The organism is Pseudomonas koreensis (assembly GCF_025447595.1).
GTDB lineage: Bacteria > Pseudomonadota > Gammaproteobacteria > Pseudomonadales > Pseudomonadaceae > Aquipseudomonas > Aquipseudomonas koreensis_H.
Genome location: NZ_JAOEJU010000036.1, coordinates 1 through 24773, shown reverse-complemented (window position 1 = coordinate 24773; position 24773 = coordinate 1). Strand labels below are relative to the sequence as shown.

Annotated in this window: 18 protein-coding genes and 1 other RNA gene; 7 read left to right on the top strand and 12 right to left on the bottom strand. The window is 61.6% G+C overall.

Features of this window, described 5'->3' with window-relative positions; translation table 11 throughout:
- The first annotated feature begins 140 nt into the window (after positions 1–140).
- Positions 141–875, top strand: a complete 735-nt coding sequence (fnr, locus tag N8H71_RS27565) for a fumarate/nitrate reduction transcriptional regulator Fnr (RefSeq protein ID WP_007951654.1) — start codon at positions 141–143, stop codon at positions 873–875.
- Between the two features lie 78 nt (positions 876–953).
- A complete protein-coding gene (locus N8H71_RS27560; protein ID WP_003223345.1) occupies positions 954–1502 on the top strand; it encodes an adenine phosphoribosyltransferase in 549 nt (182 codons plus the stop codon).
- Positions 1503–1612: 110 nt separating this feature from the next.
- Here N8H71_RS27560 and N8H71_RS27555 read toward each other — a convergent pair whose 3' ends face one another.
- The 5 genes from N8H71_RS27555 to dnaX form a co-directional block, all read right to left on the bottom strand.
- Positions 1613–2761, bottom strand: a complete 1149-nt coding sequence (locus N8H71_RS27555; protein ID WP_262196409.1) for an acyl-CoA dehydrogenase family protein — start codon at positions 2759–2761, stop codon at positions 1613–1615.
- A 221-nt stretch (positions 2762–2982) separates the two neighbouring features.
- The gene (gene recR, locus N8H71_RS27550) at positions 2983–3585 is read right to left on the bottom strand and encodes a recombination mediator RecR (RefSeq protein ID WP_007951652.1); all 603 of its coding nucleotides are present in this window, start codon (positions 3583–3585) and stop codon (positions 2983–2985) included.
- Between the two features lie 66 nt (positions 3586–3651).
- Positions 3652–4692, bottom strand: a complete 1041-nt coding sequence (locus N8H71_RS27545) for an NADP-dependent oxidoreductase (protein ID WP_262196408.1) — start codon at positions 4690–4692, stop codon at positions 3652–3654.
- A gap of 263 nt (positions 4693–4955) precedes the next feature.
- Positions 4956–5294 carry a YbaB/EbfC family nucleoid-associated protein gene (locus N8H71_RS27540; protein ID WP_007951650.1) on the bottom strand — a complete coding sequence of 113 codons (339 nt, stop codon included), beginning with the start codon at positions 5292–5294 and terminating at the stop codon, positions 4956–4958.
- A 67-nt stretch (positions 5295–5361) separates the two neighbouring features.
- The gene (gene dnaX, locus N8H71_RS27535) at positions 5362–7446 is read right to left on the bottom strand and encodes a DNA polymerase III subunit gamma/tau (RefSeq protein WP_262196407.1); all 2085 of its coding nucleotides are present in this window, start codon (positions 7444–7446) and stop codon (positions 5362–5364) included.
- A 145-nt stretch (positions 7447–7591) separates the two neighbouring features.
- On the opposite strand from dnaX, the gene N8H71_RS27530 reads away from it, so the two are divergent.
- Positions 7592–8353 (top strand): substrate-binding periplasmic protein, encoded by a 762-nt coding sequence (locus tag N8H71_RS27530; protein ID WP_262196406.1) that lies wholly within the window; start codon positions 7592–7594, stop codon positions 8351–8353.
- Between the two features lie 96 nt (positions 8354–8449).
- Here the strand turns inward: N8H71_RS27530 and N8H71_RS27525 are convergent, their stop codons facing one another.
- The 7 genes from N8H71_RS27525 to N8H71_RS27495 form a co-directional block, all read right to left on the bottom strand.
- Entirely contained in the window at positions 8450–8947 is a 498-nt protein-coding gene (locus N8H71_RS27525) for a hypothetical protein (RefSeq protein WP_262196405.1), read from the bottom strand.
- 132 nt (positions 8948–9079) lie between these two features.
- An RNA gene (ffs, locus tag N8H71_RS27520) (signal recognition particle sRNA small type) lies at positions 9080–9176 on the bottom strand.
- A gap of 111 nt (positions 9177–9287) precedes the next feature.
- Positions 9288–10454 carry a zinc-binding metallopeptidase family protein gene (locus N8H71_RS27515; RefSeq protein WP_262196404.1) on the bottom strand — a complete coding sequence of 389 codons (1167 nt, stop codon included), beginning with the start codon at positions 10452–10454 and terminating at the stop codon, positions 9288–9290.
- Between the two features lie 84 nt (positions 10455–10538).
- Positions 10539–12896 (bottom strand): NAD-dependent DNA ligase LigA, encoded by a 2358-nt coding sequence (gene ligA, locus N8H71_RS27510; RefSeq protein ID WP_262196403.1) that lies wholly within the window; start codon positions 12894–12896, stop codon positions 10539–10541.
- A gap of 87 nt (positions 12897–12983) precedes the next feature.
- Entirely contained in the window at positions 12984–13850 is an 867-nt protein-coding gene (zipA, locus tag N8H71_RS27505) for a cell division protein ZipA (protein WP_102686952.1), read from the bottom strand.
- A 258-nt stretch (positions 13851–14108) separates the two neighbouring features.
- Entirely contained in the window at positions 14109–17597 is a 3489-nt protein-coding gene (gene smc, locus N8H71_RS27500; protein WP_262196402.1) for a chromosome segregation protein SMC, read from the bottom strand.
- Positions 17598–17599: 2 nt separating this feature from the next.
- Complete coding sequence (locus N8H71_RS27495) at positions 17600–18259, bottom strand: GntR family transcriptional regulator (RefSeq protein ID WP_007952019.1); 660 nt, start codon at positions 18257–18259, stop codon at positions 17600–17602.
- A 266-nt stretch (positions 18260–18525) separates the two neighbouring features.
- Here N8H71_RS27495 and xdhA point away from each other — a divergent pair, with 266 nt between their 5' ends.
- The 4 genes from xdhA to guaD all read left to right on the top strand — a co-directional run bounded on the left by xdhA (position 18526) and on the right by guaD (position 24666).
- Positions 18526–19980 (top strand): xanthine dehydrogenase small subunit, encoded by a 1455-nt coding sequence (gene xdhA / locus N8H71_RS27490; RefSeq protein ID WP_262196401.1) that lies wholly within the window; start codon positions 18526–18528, stop codon positions 19978–19980.
- Positions 19973–22372: a xanthine dehydrogenase molybdopterin binding subunit gene (gene xdhB / locus N8H71_RS27485; RefSeq protein WP_262196400.1), complete on the top strand. Its 2400-nt coding sequence runs from the start codon at positions 19973–19975 to the stop codon at positions 22370–22372. The genes xdhA and xdhB overlap by 8 nt, the downstream gene beginning before the upstream one ends.
- A 118-nt stretch (positions 22373–22490) precedes the next feature.
- The gene (xdhC, locus tag N8H71_RS27480) at positions 22491–23348 is read left to right on the top strand and encodes a xanthine dehydrogenase accessory protein XdhC (protein WP_262196399.1); all 858 of its coding nucleotides are present in this window, start codon (positions 22491–22493) and stop codon (positions 23346–23348) included.
- 13 nt (positions 23349–23361) lie between these two features.
- On the top strand, positions 23362–24666 hold the full coding sequence (gene guaD / locus N8H71_RS27475; RefSeq protein WP_262196398.1) for a guanine deaminase: 1305 nt from the start codon (positions 23362–23364) through the stop codon (positions 24664–24666).
- The last annotated feature ends 107 nt before the right edge of the window (positions 24667–24773 follow it).

Here is a 24773-nt window from a genome sequence, read left to right as displayed (position 1 = left end):
CATGCCGTCAGATACCTGTTTATCGGCCGTCATCCCTGCGGCTTTATGCCGTGGGGGCAATCTCGCCACAGACTGGCCTGAATGTCCTCCGCTGGGTTACCCTTACGCCTTATGTGTGTTTTCCCACAAGGATTTAAGAAATGTCCGAGCCAGTTAAACTGCGCGCTCACAACCAGGCTAATTGCAAGGATTGCAGCCTGGCCCCTCTCTGCCTGCCACTTTCGCTGAATCTGGAAGACATGGATGCGCTGGACGAAATCGTTAAACGTGGCCGCCCGCTGAAAAAGGGTGAGTTCCTGTTCCGCCAGGGCGACACCTTCGATTCCGTTTATGCAGTACGCTCCGGCGCCCTCAAGACCTTCAGCCTGAGCGACACCGGCGAAGAGCAACTGACCGGCTTCCACCTGCCGAGCGAACTGGTCGGGCTGTCCGGCATGGACACCGAGAAACACCCGGTTTCCGCCCAGGCGCTGGAAACCACCTCGGTCTGCGAGATTCCGTTCGAACGCCTCGACGAGCTGGCCCTGCAATTGCCGCAACTGCGCCGTCAGTTGATGCGTGTGATGAGCCGCGAAATCCGCGACGACCAGCAAATGATGTTGCTGCTGTCGAAGAAAACCGCCGACGAGCGCATCGCCACGTTCCTGGTCAACCTGTCGGCGCGTTTCCGCGCTCGCGGGTTCTCGGCCAATCAGTTCCGCCTGAGCATGTCGCGCAATGAAATCGGCAACTATCTGGGGCTGGCGGTAGAAACAGTGTCCCGGGTTTTCACCCGCTTCCAGCAAAACGAACTGATCGCAGCCGAAGGCAAGGAAATCCATATCCTCGACCCGATCCAGCTCTGCGCCCTGGCCGGCGGCTCGCTCGAAGTCTGATCTCGACCCGCGGCCGAGCGTATCGTTTCAGCCGCGGGTATACTGCGCCGTTTGCAGCCCTGCCAGGACACCTCGACGATGGTCTTCGACTCCTTCGACATCAAATCCCTGATCCGCCCCGTGATCGACTTCCCGAAACCGGGCGTGATCTTTCGCGACATCACCCCGCTGTTCCAGTCGCCCAAGGCCCTGCGCCTGGTGATGGACAGCTTCGCCCACCGTTACGTGGAAGCCGACTTCACCCACATCGGCGCGATGGATGCGCGCGGTTTCCTGATCGGTTCGGTGCTGGCCTATCAACTGAACAAGCCGCTGGTGCTGTTCCGCAAGCAAGGCAAACTGCCGGCGGACGTGCTGGCTGAAGGCTACGCGACCGAGTACGGCGAAGCGTTTCTGGAAGTGCACGCCGACAGCCTGTGCGAAGGCGATTCGGTGGTGATGTTCGATGACCTGATCGCCACTGGCGGCACGCTGATCGCAGCTGCCAACCTGATCCGCCGCATGGGCGCCCGCGTTCATGAAGCGGCGGCGATCATCGATCTGCCGGAGCTGGGTGGTTCGCAGCGTCTTGAGGACATGGGGATTCCGACGTTCTGCCTGACGCAGTTTGCGTTGACTGACAAGTAATCAGCGCCTGCACCACCGCTTTCGCGAGCAAGCTCGCTCCCACAGTTGGAATGCGTTCCTCTGTGGGAGCGAGCTTGCTCGCGAATGGGCCGGCAGCCTCACTGCAAAATCTATAGCCCCATCTGTTTGCTGATGATCTCGTTCATCACCTCCCGCGTCCCGCCGCCAATCGACAAGATGCGGTTATCCCGGTACAGCCGCTCCACCAGGCTTTCGCGCATATAACCCAACCCGCCGAGAATCTGCACCGCCTCTGTGGTTATCCGGTCCGAAGTGTCCGTGGCAAAGTTCTTGGCCATGGAAATCTCCTTGATCACACTCTGCCCCGCTGCCATCTTCGTCGCCTGCCGATAGGTGAACTCCCGCGAGACTTCCAGCGCCGTGGCCATTTCCGCGAGGCGATGCTTGATCACCTGGAACTTGCCGATGGGTTTGCCGAACGCTTGCCGCTCCTTTGCCCACTTCAGGCTTTCTTCAAGCGCCAGTTGCGCGGTCATGTTGGCCATCAGCGCCAAGGCCAGACGTTCGCTCTGGAAGTTGCCCATGATGCAGGCAAAGCCCATGTTCTCCGCGCCAATCAGATTTCCTACAGGCACTTGGCAATCGTCGAAGAACAATTCAGCCGTGTCCGATGCCCACCAGCCCATTTTCTTCAGTGGCCGGCCGACGGTGAAGCCCGGCGTGCCCTTCTCGATCAGCAGCAGGCTGATGCCGCCAAAACCGGGCGCTCCGGTGCGCACTGCGACGGTGTAGTAGTCGGCGCGCGCGCCACTGGTGATAAAGGTTTTGCTGCCGCTGACCCGGTAATGATCGCCATCGCGCACGGCGCGGGTCTGCAGGTTGGCGACGTCGGAGCCGCCGCCCGGTTCGGTGACGGCCAAGGCACTGATTTTCTCGCCGCTGAGCACTTGGGGGACGACACGATCACGCACTTCGGGCCGGCCCCATTTGACGATCGGCGGTAGACCGATATCGAGCGAGCCAAGTCCGGCGACCAACCCGCCGGAGCCGCAGCGCATCAGTTCTTCACTGGCGGCGATCTTGGCGAACAGGTCACCTTCGTGGCTGCCACCCAGCGCTTCGGGATAACCGATGCCGAGGATGCCGGCCGCACCGGCCTTGAGGTACAGCTCACGGGGAAAGCTTTCGGCTTCTTCCCACGCATCGATGTCCGGCAGGATCTCGCGCTCGACGAAACGCCTGACACTGTCGCGGACCAATTGGTGGCTGGGGTCGAAGTACTCCTGGAAGACGGGCATCGGCGAACTCCATGGAAGGGTTCGCCGAACTTAACCGAGCGCTTGCTTGGTTTTCAACAAGATTGTGAGATTCAGCAAGACCGAGGCGCACCCTTCGCGAGCAAGCTCGCTCCCACAAGATTCTGGCGGCGCTCACATATTTGATGAGCAACACCATTCACTGTGGGAGCGAGCTTGGTCCGGGCGGCGATCCGACGAAGGCGTCAGGTCAGACACCGGAATCAGAGCGATATAGGTTTACGCCCGGCAAACGAGTGAGCCAGCGTGCCGCCGTCCACCAGTTCCAGTTCGCCGCCCAACGGCACGCCATGGGCGATGCGCGAGGCGATCAGGCCTTTGTTCTGCAGCAACTGGGCGATGTAGTGGGCAGTCGCTTCACCTTCCACGGTCGGGTTGGTGGCGAGGATGACTTCGGTGAAGGTGCCCGCCTCTTCGATCCGCGCCATCAGTTGCGGAATGCCGATGGCTTCCGGGCCCAGTCCGTCCAGCGGCGACAGGTGCCCCTTGAGCACGAAATAGCGACCACGGAACCCGGTCTGCTCGACCGCGTAGACATCCATCGGCCCTTCCACCACGCACAGCAACGTGTCGTCGCGGCGGGTGTCGGCGCATTGCGGGCACAGATCGTCTTCGGTCAGCGTGCGGCACTGGCGGCAGTGTCCGACCCCTTCCATGGCCTGGCTCAAGGCCTGGGCCAGGCGCGTACCGCCACTGCGGTCACGTTCGAGCAACTGCAACGCCATACGCTGGGCAGTTTTCTGACCCACGCCCGGCAAAGTTCGCAGGGCGTCGATCAGTTGGCGAATCAAAGGGCTGAAGCTCATGGGGAAAAAGTCCGACAAAACAACGAGACGCGGTTTATACCCGCGCCTCCGGCCAGCGTCAAATCCTCAGTCCTGTGCAACCTTCACCACCAGTTTGCCGAAGTTGCGCCCCTCCAGCAGCCCGATAAATGCTTGCGGCGCCTGCTCCAGACCATCGACCACGTCCTCGCGGAATTTGACCTTGCCGTCGCGCACCCACGGCACCATCGCGCTGATGAATTCCGGCTGACGGTCGCCGTAGTCGTCGAACACGATGAAGCCCTGAATCCGTACGCGCTTGGTCAGCAGCGTGCGTTGCAAGGCGGGCAAACGATCCGGGCCTTTCGGCGCTTCCGAGGCGTTGTAGCCGGCGATCAGGCCGCACAGCGGGATCCGCGCCTTGGGATTGAGCAGCGGCACGACCGCATCGAAGACATGGCCGCCGACGTTTTCGTAATAGATGTCGATGCCATTGGGACAGGCCTTGGCCAGTTGCTCGGCAAAGTCTGGCGCCTTGTGATCGATGCAGGCGTCGAAGCCCAGTTCCTCGACCACGTATTTGCACTTCTCGGCACCACCGGCCACGCCGACGGCGCGCAGGCCTTTGATCTTGGCGACCTGGCCGACTACCGAACCCACCGCGCCGGAAGCGGCGGCAACCACCAGGGTCTCCCCTTCTTTTGGCTGGCCGATGTCCATCAAACCCATGTAGGCGGTCATGCCGGGCATGCCCAGTACGCCGAGCGCCATCGACGGGCTCGGCAGGCCGGACGGGATCGGGATCGGGATGATGTTGCGGCCATCGCTGATGCTGTGGCTTTGCCAGCCGGTGGCACCGACGACCAGATCGCCGGGGTGGAATTTCGGATGACGCGACTGTTCGACCCGGCTGACAGCGCCGCCGGTCATCACCTCGCCGATTTGTACCGGCGCCGCGTAGGACGGCGCGTCACTCATGCGCCCGCGCATGTAGGGATCGAGCGACAGGTACAGGGTCTTGAGCAACACCTGGCCGTCTTCAAGGTCCGGCAGCGCCTCGCGCTCCAGACGGAAGTTTTCGGGCGTCGGCGCGCCCACCGGCCGCGAGGCCAGCACGAAGCGTTGGTTGAGGGTCAGAGGATCGGACATGTCAGCGTCTCCTTTGAATGGGGAATTCGGCGGTATAGGGAGCAGACCGTTTGTTTCGATGGAGCGTTCGAATTTTCATCCGTTGCACCGAGGCGGCTTCTTCGCGAGCAAGCTCGCTCCCACAGTGGAACGCATATCAAATGTGGGAGCGAGCTTGCTCGCGAAGGCGCCAGCCCTGCCAGTACATTTCGATCAGGCGGAAACAAAAATGCCAGGCGCGATGCCTGGCATTTTTTGTAGCTCATCCAACCCGCAAAGGCGAATCAGAACGGCAGTTTCATACCGGCCGGCAGGTTCATGCCAGCGGTCATGCTGCCCATTTTCGCCTGGCTGTTGGCTTCGATCTGACGCACGGCGGCGTTGACGGCTGCAGCCACCAGATCCTCGACCACTTCACGGTCGTCTTCGTCCAGGCCCGGCAGTACGCTCGGGTCGATGCTGACTTTTTTCACGTCATGACGACCGGTCATCACCACGGTGACCAGATCGCCACCGGCTTTGCCGGTGACTTCGGCGTTGGCCAGTTCTTCCTGCATCTTGGCCATTTTTTCCTGCATCTGCTGCGCCTGCTTCATCAGGCCGGCCATGCCACCTTTCATCATGGGAATCACCTCAAAAGTACTTGGATCAAAACAGCGCCCGGCCATACAAGCCGGACGCCCTCAGTTATTAGCCCTGACTGACCAGGGCGTCGACAGGTTCAATAGTATCGTGTCGCACGACCGCACCGAACTGCTGCACCATCTGCTGGATGAACGGATCGCCGTGGATCGACTCCTCCGCCTCGCGCTGACGGTTGGCACGGCGCCGAGACGCGGCCTGGGCCGGGGTTTCCTGCTCGGGCTTGATCAGCTCGATGGTCAGGGTCAGCGTGCGGCCGTGGAACTGGTTCAGCGCATCGTTCAGACGACGCTGCTGGGTGGCGTTGAACAAGGCGCTGTGGGCCGGATCCAGGTGCATCAGCCAGTTGTCGCCATCGACCGCGATCAGCGTGCAGTTGGCGGCGATGCTGCCGGTCATGCCGGAGATAGGCAGTTGCGGGAACAGCTCCAGCCATTGCAGGGCTAAACCTGTGGCCGGCGCGGCGGCGGGTTCCGGCTCGGGTTCGGGGGCCGGTTCTGCGGCGTGCTCGCTGGCCAGATCATCGAGGTAACTGTAGGCCGAATCCATGTCCGGCTCGATGTAGTCCTCGTCGAGCGGCGGCTCATCGTCCATGTCCATGCCCGGCGTGGCGGCATCAACGTCGGCAACCGACGGCTCGGGGATCGGCGCGGCGGCCCACTCCGGAGCATCCGGCACGACGCTGTCCGGGGTCGGCAGCGGCATTGGCGGCAGGTCTGGCTGTTCGGCGGTGGTTTCCAGCACCGGCTCGACGGCTGGCTGTTGTGCCGGAGCCGGTTCTACCGGGTCGTTCCACGGCAGGTCGACGACCTCTTCCGCCACGACCGGCTCAGGCTCTGGCTCAGGAACGGGTTCAGGCGCAATCACCGGGGCAACCGGGGCAGGCTCGGGAGCCGGCGCAGGTTCAACCACCGGAGCCGGCGCGGGCGCAACAGCCGCAGCAACTACCGGCGCAGGTTTCGGCGCGGCAGCCACTGAGTTTGCGGAATCAACTGTGGCCTGGCTGATCCCCACTGGCTTTAGCGGTTGCCTCGGCGCGTCCGCCGTGTCTGCCGGCCGGAAGGCCAGCATCCGCAGCAGGACCATTTCGAAACCGCCTCGCGGATCCGGCGCCAACGGCAAGTCGCGGCGACCGATCAGGCCCATCTGGTAATAGAACTGCACGTCTTCGGCCGGCAACGCCTGGGCCAGCGCCAACACCCGGTCACGGTCACCGTGACCATTGTCGACACCTTCCGGCAAGGCCTGGGCGATGGCGACGCGGTGCAGCACGTTGAGAATTTCCGAGAGCACGCCGTTCCAGTCCGGCCCCTGTTCGGCCAGATGGCGCACGGCTTCGAGCAACGCTTTGGCGTCGCCTTCGATCAGCGCGTGCAGCACGTCGTAAACCTGGCCGTGATCCAGCGTACCGAGCATTGCCCGCACATCAGCGGCCAACACCTTGCCTTCACCGAAGGCAATGGCCTGGTCGGTCAGGCTCATGGCGTCGCGCATCGAACCGTCGGCCGCGCGGCCGAGCAGCCATAGCGCGTCGTCTTCGAACGGGACGTTTTCGGCACCGAGAACGTGGGTCAAATGCTCGACCACCCGCTCAGGGGTCATGTTCTTCAGGGAGAACTGCAGGCATCGCGACAAAATCGTTGCCGGAAGTTTCTGCGGGTCGGTGGTCGCCAGGATGAACTTGACGTAGGGCGGCGGCTCTTCGAGGGTTTTCAGCAGCGCATTGAAGGAATGGCTGGAGAGCATGTGCACTTCGTCGATCAGGTAGACCTTGAAGCGCCCGCGGCTCGGGGCGTACTGCACGTTGTCGAGCAGCTCGCGGGTGTCCTCGACCTTGGTCCGGCTCGCGGCGTCGATCTCGATCAGGTCGACGAAACGGCCTTCATCGATCTCGCGGCACACCGAACACTCTCCGCAGGGGCTTGAAGTGATACCTGTTTCACAGTTCAGGCATTTGGCGATGATCCGCGCAATCGTGGTCTTGCCGACGCCCCGCGTACCCGTGAAGAGGTAGGCGTGGTGCAGGCGCTGGCTGTCCAAGGCATTGATCAGAGCCTTGAGCACATGGGTCTGGCCGACCATTTCGCGGAACGAGCGCGGACGCCATTTACGTGCAAGAACCTGATAACTCATCGAAAACCGTCGCGGCAAAGGAAGCAGAAGCGGCTAATGCTAGCGGAGCAAGGGCAAAATTGCATCCGGTGTGCTCGTCTATTCTGGCTAAGCTGCATGAGCGAGGGCTTTTGTCGGCTCGGGATCGGGAATTACCGGAGCGTTTATGCGGTGGGCCATGGGGGCATTACTGGGATTGAGCCTGAGCGCGATGGCGTCGCAACCGCCGCTGCGCTTCGTCGTCGCCGACAGCTGGGCGATGCCGATGGTGCAGATCGAACGCGGCCGCCCGACCCAGGGCATCCTCTACGACATGATGCTCAGCCTCGCGACCCAGGTCGGCGTACCGGCGCAATTTCACGTCCTGCCCCGCGCCCGAGTACAGAACGCCATGGAACACGGCGAAGTCGACGTGCGCTGCTATGCCGCACAATCCTGGCTGCCGAATCTGTCAGGGGATTACATCTGGAGCATTCCGCTGTTCTTTCAGCGTGATCTGCTGATCAGCCGCCAGGACCAGCCGCCCAGCGCCGATCCAGCCCTCCTGCCCCGCCAGTCGATCGGCACCGTGCTCGGCTACAGCTACCCCACGTTGCAACCGATATTCGACGCCGACCGACTATCGCGCGAAGACGCACGCAATCAGGAGCAGGTGCTCGACAAACTGCTGGCTGGCCGCTACCGGTACGCCGTGAGCAATCAATGGACACTGGACTGGTTCAATCAGCGCCTGGTGCCGCAGCAGCAACTGCAAGCGGTGGCGGTGTTGCAGGAACAGAAGATCGGCTGCTACGTGCGCAACGATCCGAATGTCCCGGTGCAGCGGATATTGAGGACGTTGCTGCGGATGAAAATGTCGGGGGAGATTGATGACATTATCCGGTTGTATACCGGCACTTCAGAGCCTTCCCCCGAATGGAAGCCATGAAAAAGGGGCTTCATAAGAATGAGCCCCTCCTGGCATTCCAGCGCACACGCCGACCTCATGGTCGCCATCAACCTCAATGCGGCGATGGACTGCGCGTTACTCCTGGGCGAAACGACCTGCAAACCGCCAGTGTTGCGGAGAGTGCCGCGTCATCACGATGATGTCGCCTTTTTTGACGTTGATCCGGCTTTGCATCGGGATCAGTCGAGGGTCTTTCACGACAGTGTCTTCAGCCGCCACAGTGTACGAAAAGCCCGCCCAGCGGTGAACACCGTTATATAGCTTGCAATCGAGCGAAGGAAACGGGCCGGACTTGCCGACGCACTCGGTCACCTGTTCGGTATAGAGCGGGGCTGCCTTGTCCTTGCCGTAGTACGCGAGGATGTAACCCTCGGCCGTGTTTTTCAGCTCCAGCGTGGTGTAACCGGATGAATCGCCGCCGTCATCAGTAAGTTCGACCTTGCGCGAAAAGTAGTCGCGGGCGGCCGCCGTTTCAGCCTCCTGCGCCTTCAGCTCCTGAGGCGTCAGCGGCGTGGCGCAGGATGCAAGCATGGCGGATGCCATCAGGCAGAGAATGAGCTTGGGAAATGACATATGAAGCCTCCTGGCAAACAGAAATGACGAAGCGGGCGATAATCTTCCAGACAACAGAAAACACAACGCCGAACTGGATCGGGGTCGTGTAGAGATTCGAATTTTGGAATTTTTTCGGCGTTAAGGTGGCAACCCTACCAGCCACACCCCGGCACACAATGTTCCCGCTGTGGCTGCTGCCTTCCGGCTCTGACCAGGTTCACGGGTAATCGTTGCGGGGGGACCGATAGGGTCACCATAACGACGCTTGCCTGTCGGCGAGCCGCGCCATTGTACCTATCTGAGACGAAGTTACAACCGCTGGTTGCAGATAAAAAACATGAAGGGCTTCAAGCACTTGCTATTGCGCCTGAAGCACCTCGTCCGCCCGGCCACCCTCCTGCTGGATCACCAGATGAATGAAGTGCAGCTTGGCGATCGCCGCTGGCGGCAGCACAAAGGGATAGAAATCCGGCTGGCCCATGCTGCGCGACAGTTCGTTGAGCATGCCGGCCAGTTCGATCCACGCGTTGACGAACGACAGGAATGCCGCGCCGCCGGGATGCTCGGGGTCGTACAGCGTGCTCGACGGGAACGGCTGGTAATCCAGGTCCATCTCCCGGGCACTCATGCCGAAACCCAGCGCTGTGTCCACCGCGTCCATCATGTGCAGGTAATGGGCCCAGGTTTCCGCCCAGTCTTCCCACGGGTGCATGGTGGCGTAGGCGCTGACGTAGTGCTGCGACCAGTCGGCCGGCGCGCCCTGTTGATAATGCCGCTCCAGCGCCTCGGCATAACTGGCGCGCTCATCGCCGAACAGATTGCGAAATGAACCGAGCCACGGGCCGTTGTCGATCAGGCGATCCCAGTAGTAGTGCCCGACCTCATGGCGAAAATGCCCGAGCAGCGTGCGATAAGGCTCGTGCATCTGCGCCCGGACCCGCTCGCGGTGGGCGTCGTCCGCTTCTTCAATGTCGAGGGTGATCAGGCCGTTGGCGTGGCCGGTCATCGGGGCGTTGCCTTCCAGATCGACGCCGATGAAATCGAAGGCCAGGCCGGTGTCTTCATCAACGGTTTTCGGGACGACCGGCAGGCCGAGGCTGATCAGTTGTGCCACGAGTCGCCGCTTGGCGATTTCCACCTTGCGCCAGCGTTCGGGGTTTTCCGGGACGGACAGGTCGGGGATGGTGCGATTCAGATCGCAGGCCGCGCACAGGGTGTCGTGATCGTTGGCGGGCAGCAGCCAGTTGCAGGCCGCTGGAGTGTCAAGATTGGCACAACGGCGGAACAGCCCGGCCTCGGGATCGACGTCCAGCGTCCAGGTGCCCTCTTGCGGCCCCGGTTGCAGCGAGGTCAGGCGACTGTGCTCCGGTTGATAACCCAGCGCCGCGTTGCAGGCCAGGCACTGACTATTGCGAAAGAACAGCGACTGGCCGCAGCGGCATGGCCAGACCTTGCTGTTGCGCGAGGATTCGCCCATGAACGGCGCGACGATGCGGGAACTGAGCTGCTCGAAAAAGCGGTACATGGCGATCTCTCCCTTGGGCTTGCCAAGACTAGATCATTCCCGCCCAAAGATCGTTCCCACGCTCTGCGTGGGAACGATCATCGGTTAAGCGCTGATACCGTGTCCGTTGAGGAACGCGATAAACGCCTCTTCGTCCATCACCTTCACGCCCAGTTCGTTGGCCTTGGTCAGTTTCGACCCGGCGCCCGGCCCGGCGACCACGCAATGGGTCTTGGCCGACACGGAGCCGGCAACCTTGGCGCCGAGGCTTTCCAGGTGTTCCTTGGCGACGTCGCGGCTCATCAGCTCGACCTTGCCGGTCAGCACCCAGGTTTCGCCGGCCAACGGCAGGCCTTCGACGACTTTCTTTTCGCTTTGCCAGTGCATGCCGAAATCGCGCAGTTGCTTCTCGGCGTCTTCAGCCAGTTGACGATGCTCGGGCAAGGCAAAAAACTCGCGAACCGAGTTGGCCTGCTTCTCCGGCAATGCTTGGCGCATGTCCAGCCAGTCAGCGTTCATCACCCCTTCCAGCGATTCGAACTTGTCTGCCAGCTTCTGCGCCCCGCCCGGCCCGACCGAAGGAATGTGCAGCTTGTCGAGGAAGCCGCCCAGCGTGGTGCTGGCGGCAAACTCGGCGCCCAGCTCGCCCTGATCCTGAATCTGCAAGCCGTGGCCCAGCAGCTCGATGATCACCTGCTGGTTGTGCGCATCTTGAAAGAAGCTGTGAATCTCGTGCGCCACTTCCAGGCCGATGTCCGGCAAGTACGTCAGCACTTGCGGCAAGGCTTGCTGAACACGCTCCAGCGACCCCAGCGAGCGGGCCAGCACCTTGGCCGTCTCCTCGCCGACATCCGGGATGCCCAGCGCATAGATGAAGCGTGCCAGACCTGGCTTCTTGCTGTCCTCGATGGCGGCCAGCAACTTGTTGCTCGACACCTCGGCAAAGCCTTCGAGGTCGACGATGTCGTCGAACTTCAACGCGTAAAGATCGGCCGGCGAGCTGACCAGACCCTCATCGACCAACTGCTCGACACTCTTGTCGCCGAGGCCTTCGATGTCCATCGCGCGGCGCGAGACAAAGTGAATGATCGCCTGCTTGAGCTGCGCACCGCAGGCCAGTCGACCGACGCAGCGATACACCGCGCCTTCACTGATGGTTTCCTTGCCCTTGCTGCGCTTGACCAGTTGCGTGCGTTCGACGTGGGAGCCACAAACCGGGCAGTTCTCGGGAATCTGCACCGGCCGCGCGTCTTCAGGGCGGCGCTCCATGACCACTTGCACCACTTGCGGGATCACATCGCCAGCGCGGCGAATGATCACCGTATCGCCGATCATCAGACCCAGCCGGGCGACTTCGTCCATGTTGTGCAGCGTGGCGTTGGCCACGGTGACACCGGCAACCTTGACCGGTTTCAACCGCGCCACAGGGGTGACGGCACCAGTACGGCCGACCTGGAATTCCACATCGAGCAGTTCGGTAAGCTCTTCCATCGCCGGGAATTTGTGAGCGATGGCCCAGCGCGGTTCCCGGGCGCGGAAGCCCAGTTCGCGCTGGTCGGCAACGCTGTTGACCTTGAACACCACACCGTCGATTTCATAGGCCAGCGAGTTACGGCGTTCGCCGATATCGCGGTAGTAATCCAGGCATTCGCCGATACCCTTGGCCAGTTTCAATTCGTGGCTGATCGGCATGCCCCAGGCTTGCAGTTGCTTGAGGTTGCCGATGTGGGTGTCGGAAATATCGTGAGAGACCTGGCCGATGCCGTAGCAGCAGAATTCCAGCGGACGGTTGGCGGTGATCTTCGAATCCAGCTGGCGCAAGCTGCCGGCGGCGGCGTTGCGCGGGTTGGCGAAGGTCTTGCCACCGACTTCCAGTTGCGAGGCGTTCAGGCGTTCGAAACCAGCCTTGGACATGAACACTTCGCCGCGTACTTCCAGGGTCGCCGGCCAGCCCGTGCCGTGCAGCTTCAACGGAATGTTGCGTACCGTGCGCACGTTGACGCTGATGTCTTCGCCAGTGGTGCCGTCGCCGCGCGTGGCGCCGCGCACCAGCACGCCGTCCTGATACAGCAGGCTGACCGCCAGGCCATCGAGTTTCGGTTCGCAGCTGTATTCCACCGCCGCGCCACCGCCGAACAGATCACCGGCCGGCAGGTCCAGACCTTCGGTCACCCGACGGTCGAACTCACGCATGTCGGCTTCTTCAAAGGCGTTACCGAGGCTGAGCATCGGCACTTCGTGACGCACCTGGGTGAATGCGGTCAGCGCCACGCTGCCGACGCGCTGGGTCGGCGAGTCGCTGGTGATCAGTTCCGGGTTGGCCGCTTCCAGCGCCTTGAGCTCGTGGAACAACCGGTCGTACTCGGCATCCGGAATGCTCGGCTCATCGAGGACGTGATAACGGTAGTTGTGCTGATCGAGCTCAGCACGCAGCTCTAGAATGCGGTCTTTGGCGGCAGTCATGGGTGTTCTCTCATAAAGCAAAAGAGCAGCCGAGGCTGCTCAATCTATTTTGCCGATTGCCCCTTTATTGCGAGGCAACCTTTTCAATCAACGCTTCTGGGTCAGGGCGCGGCGTTCGAATTCGACGATGCGCTGACGGTAGTGCTCGATGGTCTGCGCGGTCAGGACGCTGCGCTGGTCATCTTTCAACTCGCCGTTCAGTTCCTGGGACAGCTTGCGGGCTGCCGCCACCATCACGTCGAAAGCCTGCTTCGGATGACGCGGGCCTGGCAGGCCGAGGAAGAAGCTCACCGCCGGGGTGCTGAAATGGTCGATGTCGTCCAGATCGAAGATGCCCGGCTTGACCGCGTTGGCCATGGAGAACAGCACTTCACCGTTGCCGGCCATGCTTTCGTGACGGTGGAAAATATCCATCTCGCCGAAACGCAGACCGCTTTCCAGAATATTCTGCAGCAGTGCCGGGCCCTTGAAGCCGGCCGGGTCGCGGCAGATCACGCTGATCACCAATACCTCTTCGGCTTGCGGCTGATCTTTATCGGCAACCGCCGGCGACGACTTGGCGACAGGCTCGACGAAATCATCGTCGCGGCTGCTGAAGCTCGGACCGCCGTCCAGATCAAGATCGAGGTTCAGGTCGCCCTGGGCCGGACCGTTGCTGCCACGCTTGCCGCGCTTGGAACCGGATTCGCGAGGCTCGCGTGCTTCGCGGGCCGGCATGCTCACCGATGGCAGATCGTGTTCGTCCAGTTGCGGCTCTTTATGGGTATCCAGCACGCGGGCCGGGCCCAACAGCTCAGCGCTGGTGTCCTCGTCCGGCAGGTTGGACAGACTTCGGTCAAGACGGAATTTCAGTTTTCCCTTGCCGCCGCGCATACGGCGCCAGCCATCGAAAAGAATACCGGCTATCACAATGATGCCGATGACGATCAGCCACTCGCGCAGACCGATTTCCATGTAATCCCGTGCCTCTATAAAAAATGCTGAAAAATAAGGGGTTTACACTGTGCAAACCGCTTTAAAACGTGGCGCCAACTCTATGTTCTGACAGGCGTTTTGCCCACGTATACGAAAAATTGACATTAAACTAGCACGACCAAAGACAACTTTACACCGTCTGTCTCATTGGCTTGCGCGATTATGTCGATTGGCCAGCAAGTCGAAGCCGGTAAATATGTCCTACAGACTACAAATACCTTTTCCGACAGCGCCGGCTCAGGCATCCACCATCGCCATCGCCTCCTCGACATCCACGGCTACCAGTCGCGAACAACCCGGCTCGTGCATCGTCACGCCCATCAACTGGTCAGCCATTTCCATGGCGATCTTGTTGTGGGTGATATAGATGAACTGCACGGTCTGCGACATCTCTTTGACCAATCGTGCGTAGCGTCCAACGTTAGCGTCATCCAGTGGTGCGTCAACTTCATCGAGCATGCAGAACGGCGCCGGATTCAATTTGAAGATCGCAAAAACCAGTGCCAGTGCCGTCAGGGCTTTTTCGCCGCCGGAGAGCAAATGGATGGTGCTGTTCTTCTTCCCGGGCGGCTGCGCCATGATCGTCACCCCTGTATCGAGTAGATCTTCGCCCGTCAGTTCCAAATACGCGCGTCCACCACCGAAAACTTTCGGGAAAAGCGCCTGTAAACCGCCATTGATCTGATCAAAGGTATCTTTGAAACGGTTACGGGTTTCCTTGTCGATCTTGCGGATGACGTTTTCCAGGGTCTCCAGGGCTTCGACCAGATCGGCGTCCTGGGCATCCAGATAACGTTTACGCTCGGATTGTTGCGTGTATTCATCGATCGCCGCGAGGTTGATCGCGCCCAGGCGCTGAATGCGCGCGGCGATGCGTTCAAGTTCCTCTTCGGCGGCCTTCTCGCTGGCCTCGGCAGTCAGGGTGTTGAGCACGCCGTGCAGATCGTAGCCGTCTTCCAGCAGTTGATCCTGCAGGGCCTTGCGGCGCACGGTCAGCGCTTGCCATTCCATGCGCTGCTGTTCGAGCTGACCACGGATCAATTGTGATTGCTGCTCGGCCTGGGTCCGGCGTTTTTCTGCTTCACGCAGTTCGCGGTCGGCGTCTTCCAACGCTATCTGTGCGGTCTTGAGTTCGTCGTCGACGCTCATGCGCTTGTCGAGCAATTCTTCGAGTTTCAGACGCAGCTCTTCCAGCGGCGCCTCGCCCTCCTCCAGATTCAGGCTGAGCTGTTCACGTTTTTCAGTGAGACGCTCGGCCTGCATTTCCAGACGCTCAAGGGCCTGACGGGTCGAATCGTGTTGCGCGCGCAGCGAACCCAGACGCACGGCCAATTGATGGGCGTGATCCTTGTGCTGGCGGGCTTCCTGACGCACGCGATCCAGGCGTTCGCGCAGGCTGTCGCGCTGGGCCAGCAGCAATTCGCGCTGCTCGGTGTCGAGAGCCATGGCGTCGAGGGCGTCCTGCAACTGGATCCGCGCTTCGCCGATGTTTTCGTGTTCCAGTTCGCGCTGTTCGGCGAGCTCGACCAGCTCTTCGTCGAGACGGGTACGACGCAGATTCAACTGCTCGGCCTTGGCTTTGCCGGCGGACAGTTGAGCTTTCAGTTCGCCTTGCTGACGGGCTTCGTCTTGCAGCAAGCGACGTAGATGTTCGCGACCGTTTTCCTGCTGACGCTGTTGCGCGCGCAGGGTTTGCAAACGGGTTTCCATGGCCTCGACCGTGGCTTCGCGCTCTTCGCGTTCAGCATGCAGCGATTCGATTTCCTGACCGCGCGCAAGCATGCCGCTTTCGGCCTCGCTGGCGCGGCGTACCCGCAGGAAGTGCCGACCGACCCAGTAGCCGTCGCGACTGATCAGGCTCTGCCCGGCAGCCAGTTGGCCACGCAAAGCCAGTGCCTGCTCAAGGCTGTCGACCGGTTTGACCTGAGCCAGCCATGGCGACAGATCCACCTGCGCCTCGACCTTGTCCAGCAGGCTGCCGGCCACGCGCACGCCGTCATTGCCGGGGCTGAGCAAACGCAGATCGCCCTGGGCGAAACCGGACAGATCGAAGCCGTCGAAATCATCCACCAGCACCGCTTGCAGGTCGGCGCCGAGCACGGTTTCCACCGCCAGCTCCCAACCGGCCTCGACCTTCAGGCCTTCGGCCAGACGCGGGCGTTCGGCGAGGTTGTGTTCTTTCAGCCATTCGGCAGTGCCGGTGCCCGGATCGAGCGCAGCCTGCTGCAAGGCTTCGAGGGATGCGAGTCGGCCATTGAGGCGCTGCAAATCGCCCTGCGCCTGCTGCTGCGCGGTCAACGCCTGCTGCAATTCCTGGCGCAGTTGCTCAAGCTTTTCGACCTGGGCTTCTTCGCTGGTCTGCAAATCTTCAAGGGTCGCTTCGGACTCGGCGAGCTGTTCGCTGAGCTCCATGATCGCCGCGTCTTCGGGGTCGGCCGACAGCAGCGCCCGCTCTTCGCCCAGACGTTTTTGCCGATCGGCCAGACGCTCCATGCTGGTTTCCAGCTGCTGGATGCGCGACTGCTGCACTTCGGCCTGACGGCGCGGTTCGGCGGCGGTCAGGTTGAAGGCGTCCCACTGCTCCTGCCAGCCGTGCATGACGGTTTCGGAATCCTCCAGCGCAGCGGCGGCTTCTTCGGCGGCGGCGTTGGTGATTTCCTGCTCGGGGGTCAGTTGATCGAGCTCTTCGCCGAGGGTCAGCAGCAAGGTGCGGTCGTGGCCCAGGTGCGATTCGGTCTCCAGGCGCGCGCGCTCGGCTTCTTTCAGATCGTCCTGCAACTGACGCAAACGCTGCTGACCGTGCTGGATGCTCTGCTCGACCCGGGCGATGTCGCCGCCGACCGAATAGAAGCGCCCCTGCACCAGATTGAAGCGCTCGGACAGGTCATGGTGACCGTCGCGCAGGCGTTCAATGGCGGCGTCGGCGTTGCGCTGCTCGGCGACCAGCGCTTCGAAGCTGATTTCCTGGTTGCCGATGATCGATTCACGCTGACCGACCTGATCGTTCAGATCCTGCCAGCGCAGGGCCGACAGCTGCGCCTTGAGCTGGCGTTCTTCGGCTTTATATTCCTGATACTTCTTGGCGGCCTCGGCCTGACGGTGCAGGCGTTCGAGCTGGCGTTCGAGCTCTTCGCGCAGGTCGGTCAGGCGGGCAAGGTTTTCGTGAGTGCGGCGGATGCGGTTTTCGGTCTCGCGCCGACGCTCCTTGTACTTGGAGATGCCGGCAGCTTCTTCGATGAAGTTACGCAGGTCTTCGGGCTTGGACTCGATCAGCTTGGAGATCATCCCCTGCTCGATGATCGAGTAGCTGCGCGGGCCGAGGCCGGTGCCGAGGAAGATGTCGGTGATGTCGCGACGACGGCATTTGGCGCCGTTGAGGTAATAAGTCGTCTGGCTGTCGCGGGTCACTTTGCGGCGGATCGAAATCTCCGCGTACGCCGCCCACTCCCCCAGCAGCGTGCCGTCGGAGTTGTCGAACACCAGTTCGATGCTCGCCTGGCTCACCGGTTTGCGGCTGGTCGAGCCGTTGAAGATGACGTCGGTCATCGACTCGCCACGCAGGTTTTTCGCCGAGCTTTCGCCCATCACCCAGCGCACGGCGTCGATGATATTCGACTTGCCGCAACCGTTCGGCCCGACGACTGCCGCCATGTTACTGGGGAAGTTCACCGTGGTCGGATCGACGAAGGATTTGAACCCCGCCAGCTTGATGCACTTGAGCCGCAAGGTCAGGCAACCGTCAGGGCGGACACCACCAGATCGCAGCTGCGCTGGGCGTAAGCCGTCAGCACGATGCGGATCTGCGGCAGGTCACGGGCGAGGACGGCGGCGAGCAGGCGTTCGAACAGTTCGAGGAACTCGCTCATCTCGGCCTTGCGCTGCTCCAGCGCGAGGAAGTACGCACGGCTCATGGCCGGTTGCAGGTTTTCGACGGTTTCCTGCAGGTACGGGTTGTTGGCGAACGGATACGCAGCGCGCATCACGTTGAAACTGTCGTCGACGAAGGTGCGGATGTCCTGACGCTCGTAGCTGGCGGTCAGGCGCTGCTGGATCTGCACGAACGGCGCCATGTCGGACTGGACTTGCCAGCCATTGGCCACTGCGTTGCCGAGCAGGATGTACAGCTCGCTCATCAGCGTGCACAGGCTCTGCACCTTGTGCGCCGTAAGCTCAGTGACGTGGGCGCCGCGGCGCGGCAGGATCGCAATCAGGTGACGGCGCTCGAGGATCAGCAAGGCTTCGCGGACCGAGCCGCGGCTGACGTTCAGCGCCAGCGTGACCTTCTGTTCCTGGATACGCTCTCCCGGCTTCATTTCGCCGCGAATGATCCGTTCGGCGAGGTGGTGAGCGATTTGCTCGGCGAGGCTGTCCGGCGCCTTGAACGTCATGGTTGTCCTTCAAACTCTTCGATCTGCACAAGCGGCGCAGTGTAGCGCAATGCGCGGTCATGGCGGAGTGCCCGCACAGCGGTTTTTGGCACGAATCCCGCAAAAAAGCGCTTGATCCAATGAGGGTCAATACTGAAGAGACACGTGGTTGAGCGACAAAACGGTTTTTCCTGACCTTTAAGTCAGAAAACCATTGACCGAAAAGTCAGACCTGCTAAATTCGGCTCAAGTCGCTCAACAACAATAATGAGTCTGCGAGGCCTTCCGTGATCCAGTTTTTACTTAACCAGGAACTCCGTAGCGAGCACGCCCTGGACCCGAACCTGACTGTGCTCAACTACCTGCGCGAACACGTGGGTAAATCCGGCACCAAAGAAGGCTGCGCCAGCGGTGACTGCGGCGCGTGCACGGTGGTGGTCGGCGAATTGCAGACGGATGACGATGGCCGCGAGCACATTCGCTATCGCAGCCTCAACTCGTGCCTGACGTTCGTTTCGTCGCTGCACGGCAAGCAATTGATCAGCGTCGAAGACCTCAAGCACAAGGGCGAACTGCACAGCGTGCAGAAAGCCATGGTCGAGTGCCACGGTTCGCAGTGCGGTTTCTGCACCCCCGGTTTCGTGATGTCGCTGTTCGCCCTGCAAAAGAACAGCGATGCACCGGATCATGCCAAGGCCCACGAAGCGCTGGCCGGCAACCTCTGCCGCTGCACCGGCTACCGGCCGATCCTGGCCGCCGCCGAGCAATCCTGCTGCGGCAAGCAACCGGATCAGTTCGACGCCCGTGAAGCCGAAACCATCGCTCGCCTCAAGGCCATTGCTCCGACCGATATCGGCGAACTCAACAGCGGCGACAAACGCTGCCTGGTGCCCCTGACCGTAGCCGATCTGGCCGATCTCTATGACGCTTATCCACAAGCCCGACTGCTGGCGGGCGGTACCGACCTGGCGCTGGAAGTCACCCAGTTCCACCGCACCCTGCCGGTGATGATCTACGTCGGCAACGTCGCCGAAATGAAGCGCATCGAGCACTTCGAAGATCGCATCGAAATCGGCGCTGCGACTGCCCTCTCCGACTGCTACGAAGCGCTGAACGCCGAGTACCCGGACTTCGGCGAGCTGCTGCACCGCTTCGCCTCCCTGCAGATCCGCAACCAGGGCACCCTCGGCGGCAACATCGGCAACGCCTCGCCGATCGGCGACTCGCCGCCCCTCCTGATCGCCCTCGGCGCGCAGATCGTGCTGTGCAAGGGCGAGACCCGCCGCACGCTGGCCCTCGAGGATTACTTCATCGATTACCGGGTCACCGCGCGTCAGGAAAGCGAGTTCATCGAAAAAATCATCGTGCCTCGTGCCACGGCCGAGCAGCGTTTCCGCGCCTACAAAGTCTCCAAGCGTCTGGACGATGACATTTCTGCCGTCTGCGCCGCGTTCAATCTGCGCGTCGAGAACGGTGTGATCACCGACGCCCGCGTCGCCTTCGGCGGCATGGCCGCGATCCCGAAACGCGCCGCTCATTGCGAAGCCGTGCTGCTCGGCCAGCCGTTCAACAACGCTGTGGTCGAACGTGCCTGCACCGCGCTGGGCGAGGATTTCACCCCGCTCTCGGACTTCCGCGCCAGCAAGGAATACCGCCTGCTCAGCGCGCAGAACCTGCTGCGCAAATACTTCATCGAACTGCAAACACCGCACATCGAGACTCGGGTGACCGCTTATGTCTAACCATCACGGCGTAGAGAAAACGCAAGCTGAACTGGCCGAACTGTTCGCCAAGGACCTGACCACCGGCGTCGGCCGCAGCGTCAAGCACGACAGCGCCGCCAAGCATGTGTCCGGTGAAGCGCAGTACATCGATGATCGTCTGGAATTCCCCAACCAGTTGCACGTTTACGCGCGGCTGTCGGATCGCGCCCACGCGAAAATCATCAGCATCGACACCCAGCCCTGCTACGCCTTCGAAGGCGTGCGCATCGCCATCACCCACGAAGACGTGCCAGGCCTGAAAGACATCGGCCCATTGATGCCGGGCGATCCGCTGCTGGCCATCGATGACGTGCAGTTCGTCGGTCAACCGGTGCTGGCCGTGGCCGCCAAGGATCTGGAAACCGCACGTAAAGCTGCGATGGCCGCGATCATCGAATACGAAGATCTGGAACCAGTGCTGGACGTGGTCGAAGCCCTGCGCAAACGCCACTTCGTGCTCGACAGCCACACCCATCAGCGCGGCGATTCGACCACCGCACTGGCCACGGCTGAACATCGCATTCAGGGCACGCTGCACATCGGCGGCCAGGAACACTTTTATCTGGAGACCCAGATCTCCTCGGTGATGCCGACCGAAGACGGCGGCATGATCGTCTACTGCTCGACCCAAAACCCCACCGAAGTGCAGAAACTGGTGGCCGAAGTTCTCGACGTGTCGATGAATAAAATCGTGGTCGACATGCGTCGCATGGGCGGTGGTTTCGGCGGCAAGGAAACCCAGGCTGCCAGCCCGGCCTGCCTATGCGCAGTGATCGCGCACCTCACCGGTCAGCCGACCAAGATGCGCCTGCCACGGGTCGAAGACATGCTGATGACCGGCAAACGTCACCCGTTCTATGTCGAGTACGACGTCGGCTTCGACAGCACCGGACGCCTGCACGGGATTGCGATGGATCTGGCCGGCAACTGCGGCTGCTCGCCTGACCTGTCGGCCTCGATCGTCGACCGCGCGATGTTCCACTCGGACAACTCGTACTACTTGGGCGATGCGACCATCAACGGTCACCGCTGCAAGACCAACACCGCGTCGAACACCGCGTACCGTGGTTTCGGTGGCCCGCAAGGGATGGTCGCAATCGAAGAAGTGATGGACGCCATCGCCCGTCATTTGAACCTCGATCCGCTGGCCGTGCGCAAGGCCAACTACTACGGCAAGACCGAGCGCAACGTCACTCACTACTACCAGACCGTCGAGCACAACATGCTCGAAGAGATGACCGCCGAACTGGAAGAAAGCAGCCAGTACGCCGAGCGCCGCGAAGCGATCCGTCGCTACAACGCCAACAGCCCGATCCTGAAAAAGGGCCTGGCGCTGACCCCGGTGAAATTCGGCATTTCCTTCACTGCCAGCTTCCTCAACCAGGCAGGTGCCTTGGTGCACGTCTACACCGACGGCAGCATCCACCTGAACCACGGCGGCACGGAAATGGGCCAGGGTCTGAACACCAAAGTCGCGCAGGTCGTGGCCGAAGTGTTCCAGGTGGAAATGGACCGCGTGCAGATCACCGCGACCAACACCGACAAGGTGCCGAACACCTCGCCGACCGCGGCTTCCAGCGGTGCTGACCTCAACGGTAAAGCCGCACAGAATGCCGCCGAGATCATCAAGCAGCGCCTGGTCGAATTCGCCGCGCGGCACTACAAGGTCAGCGAAGAAGACGTGGAATTCCACAACGGCCACGTGCGGGTTCGTGACCACATCCTGACCTTCGAAGCGCTGATTCAACTGGCGTATTTCAACCAGGTGTCGCTGTCGAGCACCGGGTTCTACAAGACCCCGAAAATCTACTACGACCGCAGTCAGGCCCGGGGCCGGCCGTTCTACTACTTCGCCTTCGGCGCGGCGTGCTGCGAAGTGATCGTCGACACCCTGACCGGCGAGTACAAGATGCTGCGTACCGACATCCTCCACGACGTCGGCGCCTCGCTGAACCCGGCCATCGACATCGGTCAGGTCGAGGGCGGTTTCGTACAGGGCATGGGCTGGCTGACCATGGAAGAACTGGTCTGGAACAACAAGGGCAAGCTGATGACCAACGGCCCGGCCAGCTACAAGATCCCGGCCGTGGCGGACATGCCGTTGGACCTGCGGGTGAAACTGGTGGAAAACCGCAAGAACCCGGAGGACACCGTGTTCCACTCCAAGGCTGTCGGTGAGCCGCCATTCATGCTCGGCATCGCCGCGTGGTGCGCGATCAAGGATGCGGTAGCCAGCCTTGGCGACTACCAGCATCAGCCAAAGATCGATGCGCCGGCGACCCCGGAGCGGGTGTTGTGGGGCTGCGAGCAGATGCGTCAGCTCAAGGCGGTGAAAGCCGTCGAAGCTGAAACCGAGTTGGCCCCGCTTTAAGGACCGAGGCGCGGCCATCGCGAGCAGGCTCGCTCCCACATTTGGAATGCATTCCCCTGTGGGAGCGAGCTTGCTCGCGAAGAGGCCCGAACAGACAACGACAGATGTCGAGGTGAACATGTACAACTGGATCGACGCCCTCGCCGACCTGCAGAATCAGGGCGAACCCTGCGTTCTGGTGACGATCATCGAAGAGCTCGGCTCGACGCCGCGCAATGCCGGCTCGAAAATGGTCGTCAGCGCCCGCCAGACGTTCGACACCATTGGTGGCGGGCATCTGGAATACAAAGCCATGCAGATCGCCCGCGAGATGCTCGCCAGCGGCAAGCAGGACACCCATCTGGAGCGCTTCAGCCTCGGTGCAAGTCTGGGCCAGTGCTGCGGTGGCGCCACGGTGCTGCTGTTCGAACCGATGGGCCAGGTGCAGGCGCAGATCGCCGTGTTCGGCGCCGGTCATGTGGGCCGCGCGCTGGTACCCTTGCTCGCCAGCCTGCCCTGCCGGGTGCGCTGGATCGATTCCCGGGAAGAGGAATTCCCCGAGCAGATTCCCCACGGCGTGCGCAAAATCGTCGCCGAGGAGCCTGTGGATGAAATCGACGACCTGCCCGCCGGCAGCTACTGCATCGTCATGACCCACAATCATCAGCTGGATCTGGAACTCACCGCCGCGATCCTCAAGCGCAACGACTTCATCTGGTTCGGCCTGATCGGCTCGAAGACCAAACGGGCCAAGTTCGAACATCGTCTGCGTGATCGTGGTTTCGACGCCAGTGTCGTGCAACGCATGCGCTGCCCGATGGGCATCGGTGAAGTCAAAGGCAAGTTGCCTGTGGAAATCGCCATCTCCATCGCCGGCGAGATCATCGCCACCTATAACGCCAATTTCGGCCAGCACACTGCCAGTGCCGAACCGATTGCCAAACTGCTGCCGGTTTCGCGCCGCAGTCAGGCCGCCACACTCAAAGCCTCAAACTGATTAGAGAACCCTCATGCCTCTGACTCGCAAAGCCTACCGCGCCGCCATCCTGCACAGCATTGCCGACCCCGCCGAGGTCGGCATCGAAGCCTCCTACGAGTATTTCGAGGACGGCCTGCTGGTGGTCGATGACGGCAAGATCAGCGCCCTGGGCCACGCCAGCGAACTGCTGCCGACCCTGCCGGCGGACATCGAGATCACGCATCACAAGGATGCGCTGATCACCCCGGGCTTCATCGACACCCACATCCACCTGCCGCAAACCGGCATGGTCGGCGCCTACGGCGAGCAACTGCTGGACTGGCTGAACACCTACACCTTCCCGTGCGAAAGCCAGTTCGCCGACAAGGCCCACGCCGATGAAGTGGCGGACATTTTCATCAAGGAACTGCTGCGCAACGGCACCACCACCGCGCTGGTGTTCGGCAGCGTGCATCCGCAATCGGTGAACTCGTTCTTCGAAGCCGCCGAGAAGCTGGACCTGCGGATGATCGCCGGCAAGGTGATGATGGACCGCAATGCGCCGGACTATCTGACCGATACCGCTGAATCCAGCTATGTAGAAAGCAAGGCGCTGATCGAGCGCTGGCACGGCAAGGGGCGTCTGCATTACGCCGTGACCCCGCGCTTCGCCCCGACCAGTACCCCGGAGCAACTGACCCTCGCCGGCCAGTTGCTGACTGAATACCCGGATCTGTACATGCAGACCCACATCAGCGAAAACCTCAAGGAAATCGAATGGGTCAAGGAGCTGTTCCCGGAGCGCAAGGGCTACCTGGACGTCTACGACCACTATCAATTGCTCGGCGAGCGCTCGGTATTCGCCCACGGCGTGCACCTGTGCGACGACGAATGCGCGCGCCTGGCGGAAACCGGCTCGGCGATCTCGTTCTGCCCGACCTCGAACTTCTTCCTCGGCAGCGGACTGTTCAACCTGCCGATGGCCGAGAAGCACAAACTGAACGTCGGCCTGGGGACTGACGTCGGCGGCGGCACCAGTTTCTCGCTGCTGCAGACCCTGAACGAAGCCTACAAGGTGATGCAGCTGCAAGGTGCGCGCCTGAGCCCGTTCAAGTCGCTGTACCTCGCCACCCTCGGCGGTGCGCGGGCACTGCGTCTGGAAGACAAGATCGGCAACCTGCAACCGGGCTCCGACGCCGACTTCCTGGTGCTGGACTACAACGCCACGCCACTGTTGAGCTACCGCTTGAAGCAGGCCAACAACATTGCCGAGGCGTTGTTTGTACTGATGACGCTGGGCGATGACCGTACCGTGGCTCAGACCTATGCGGCAGGCGCGCTGGTGCACCAGCGCTAGTTTTCCGCAGACAAAAAAATCCCCCGGCACTTTGCAGTCCGGGGGATTTTTATTGCCTGTCAGATCGCCTTCGCGAGCAAGCTCGCTCCTGTCTCTTATACACATCT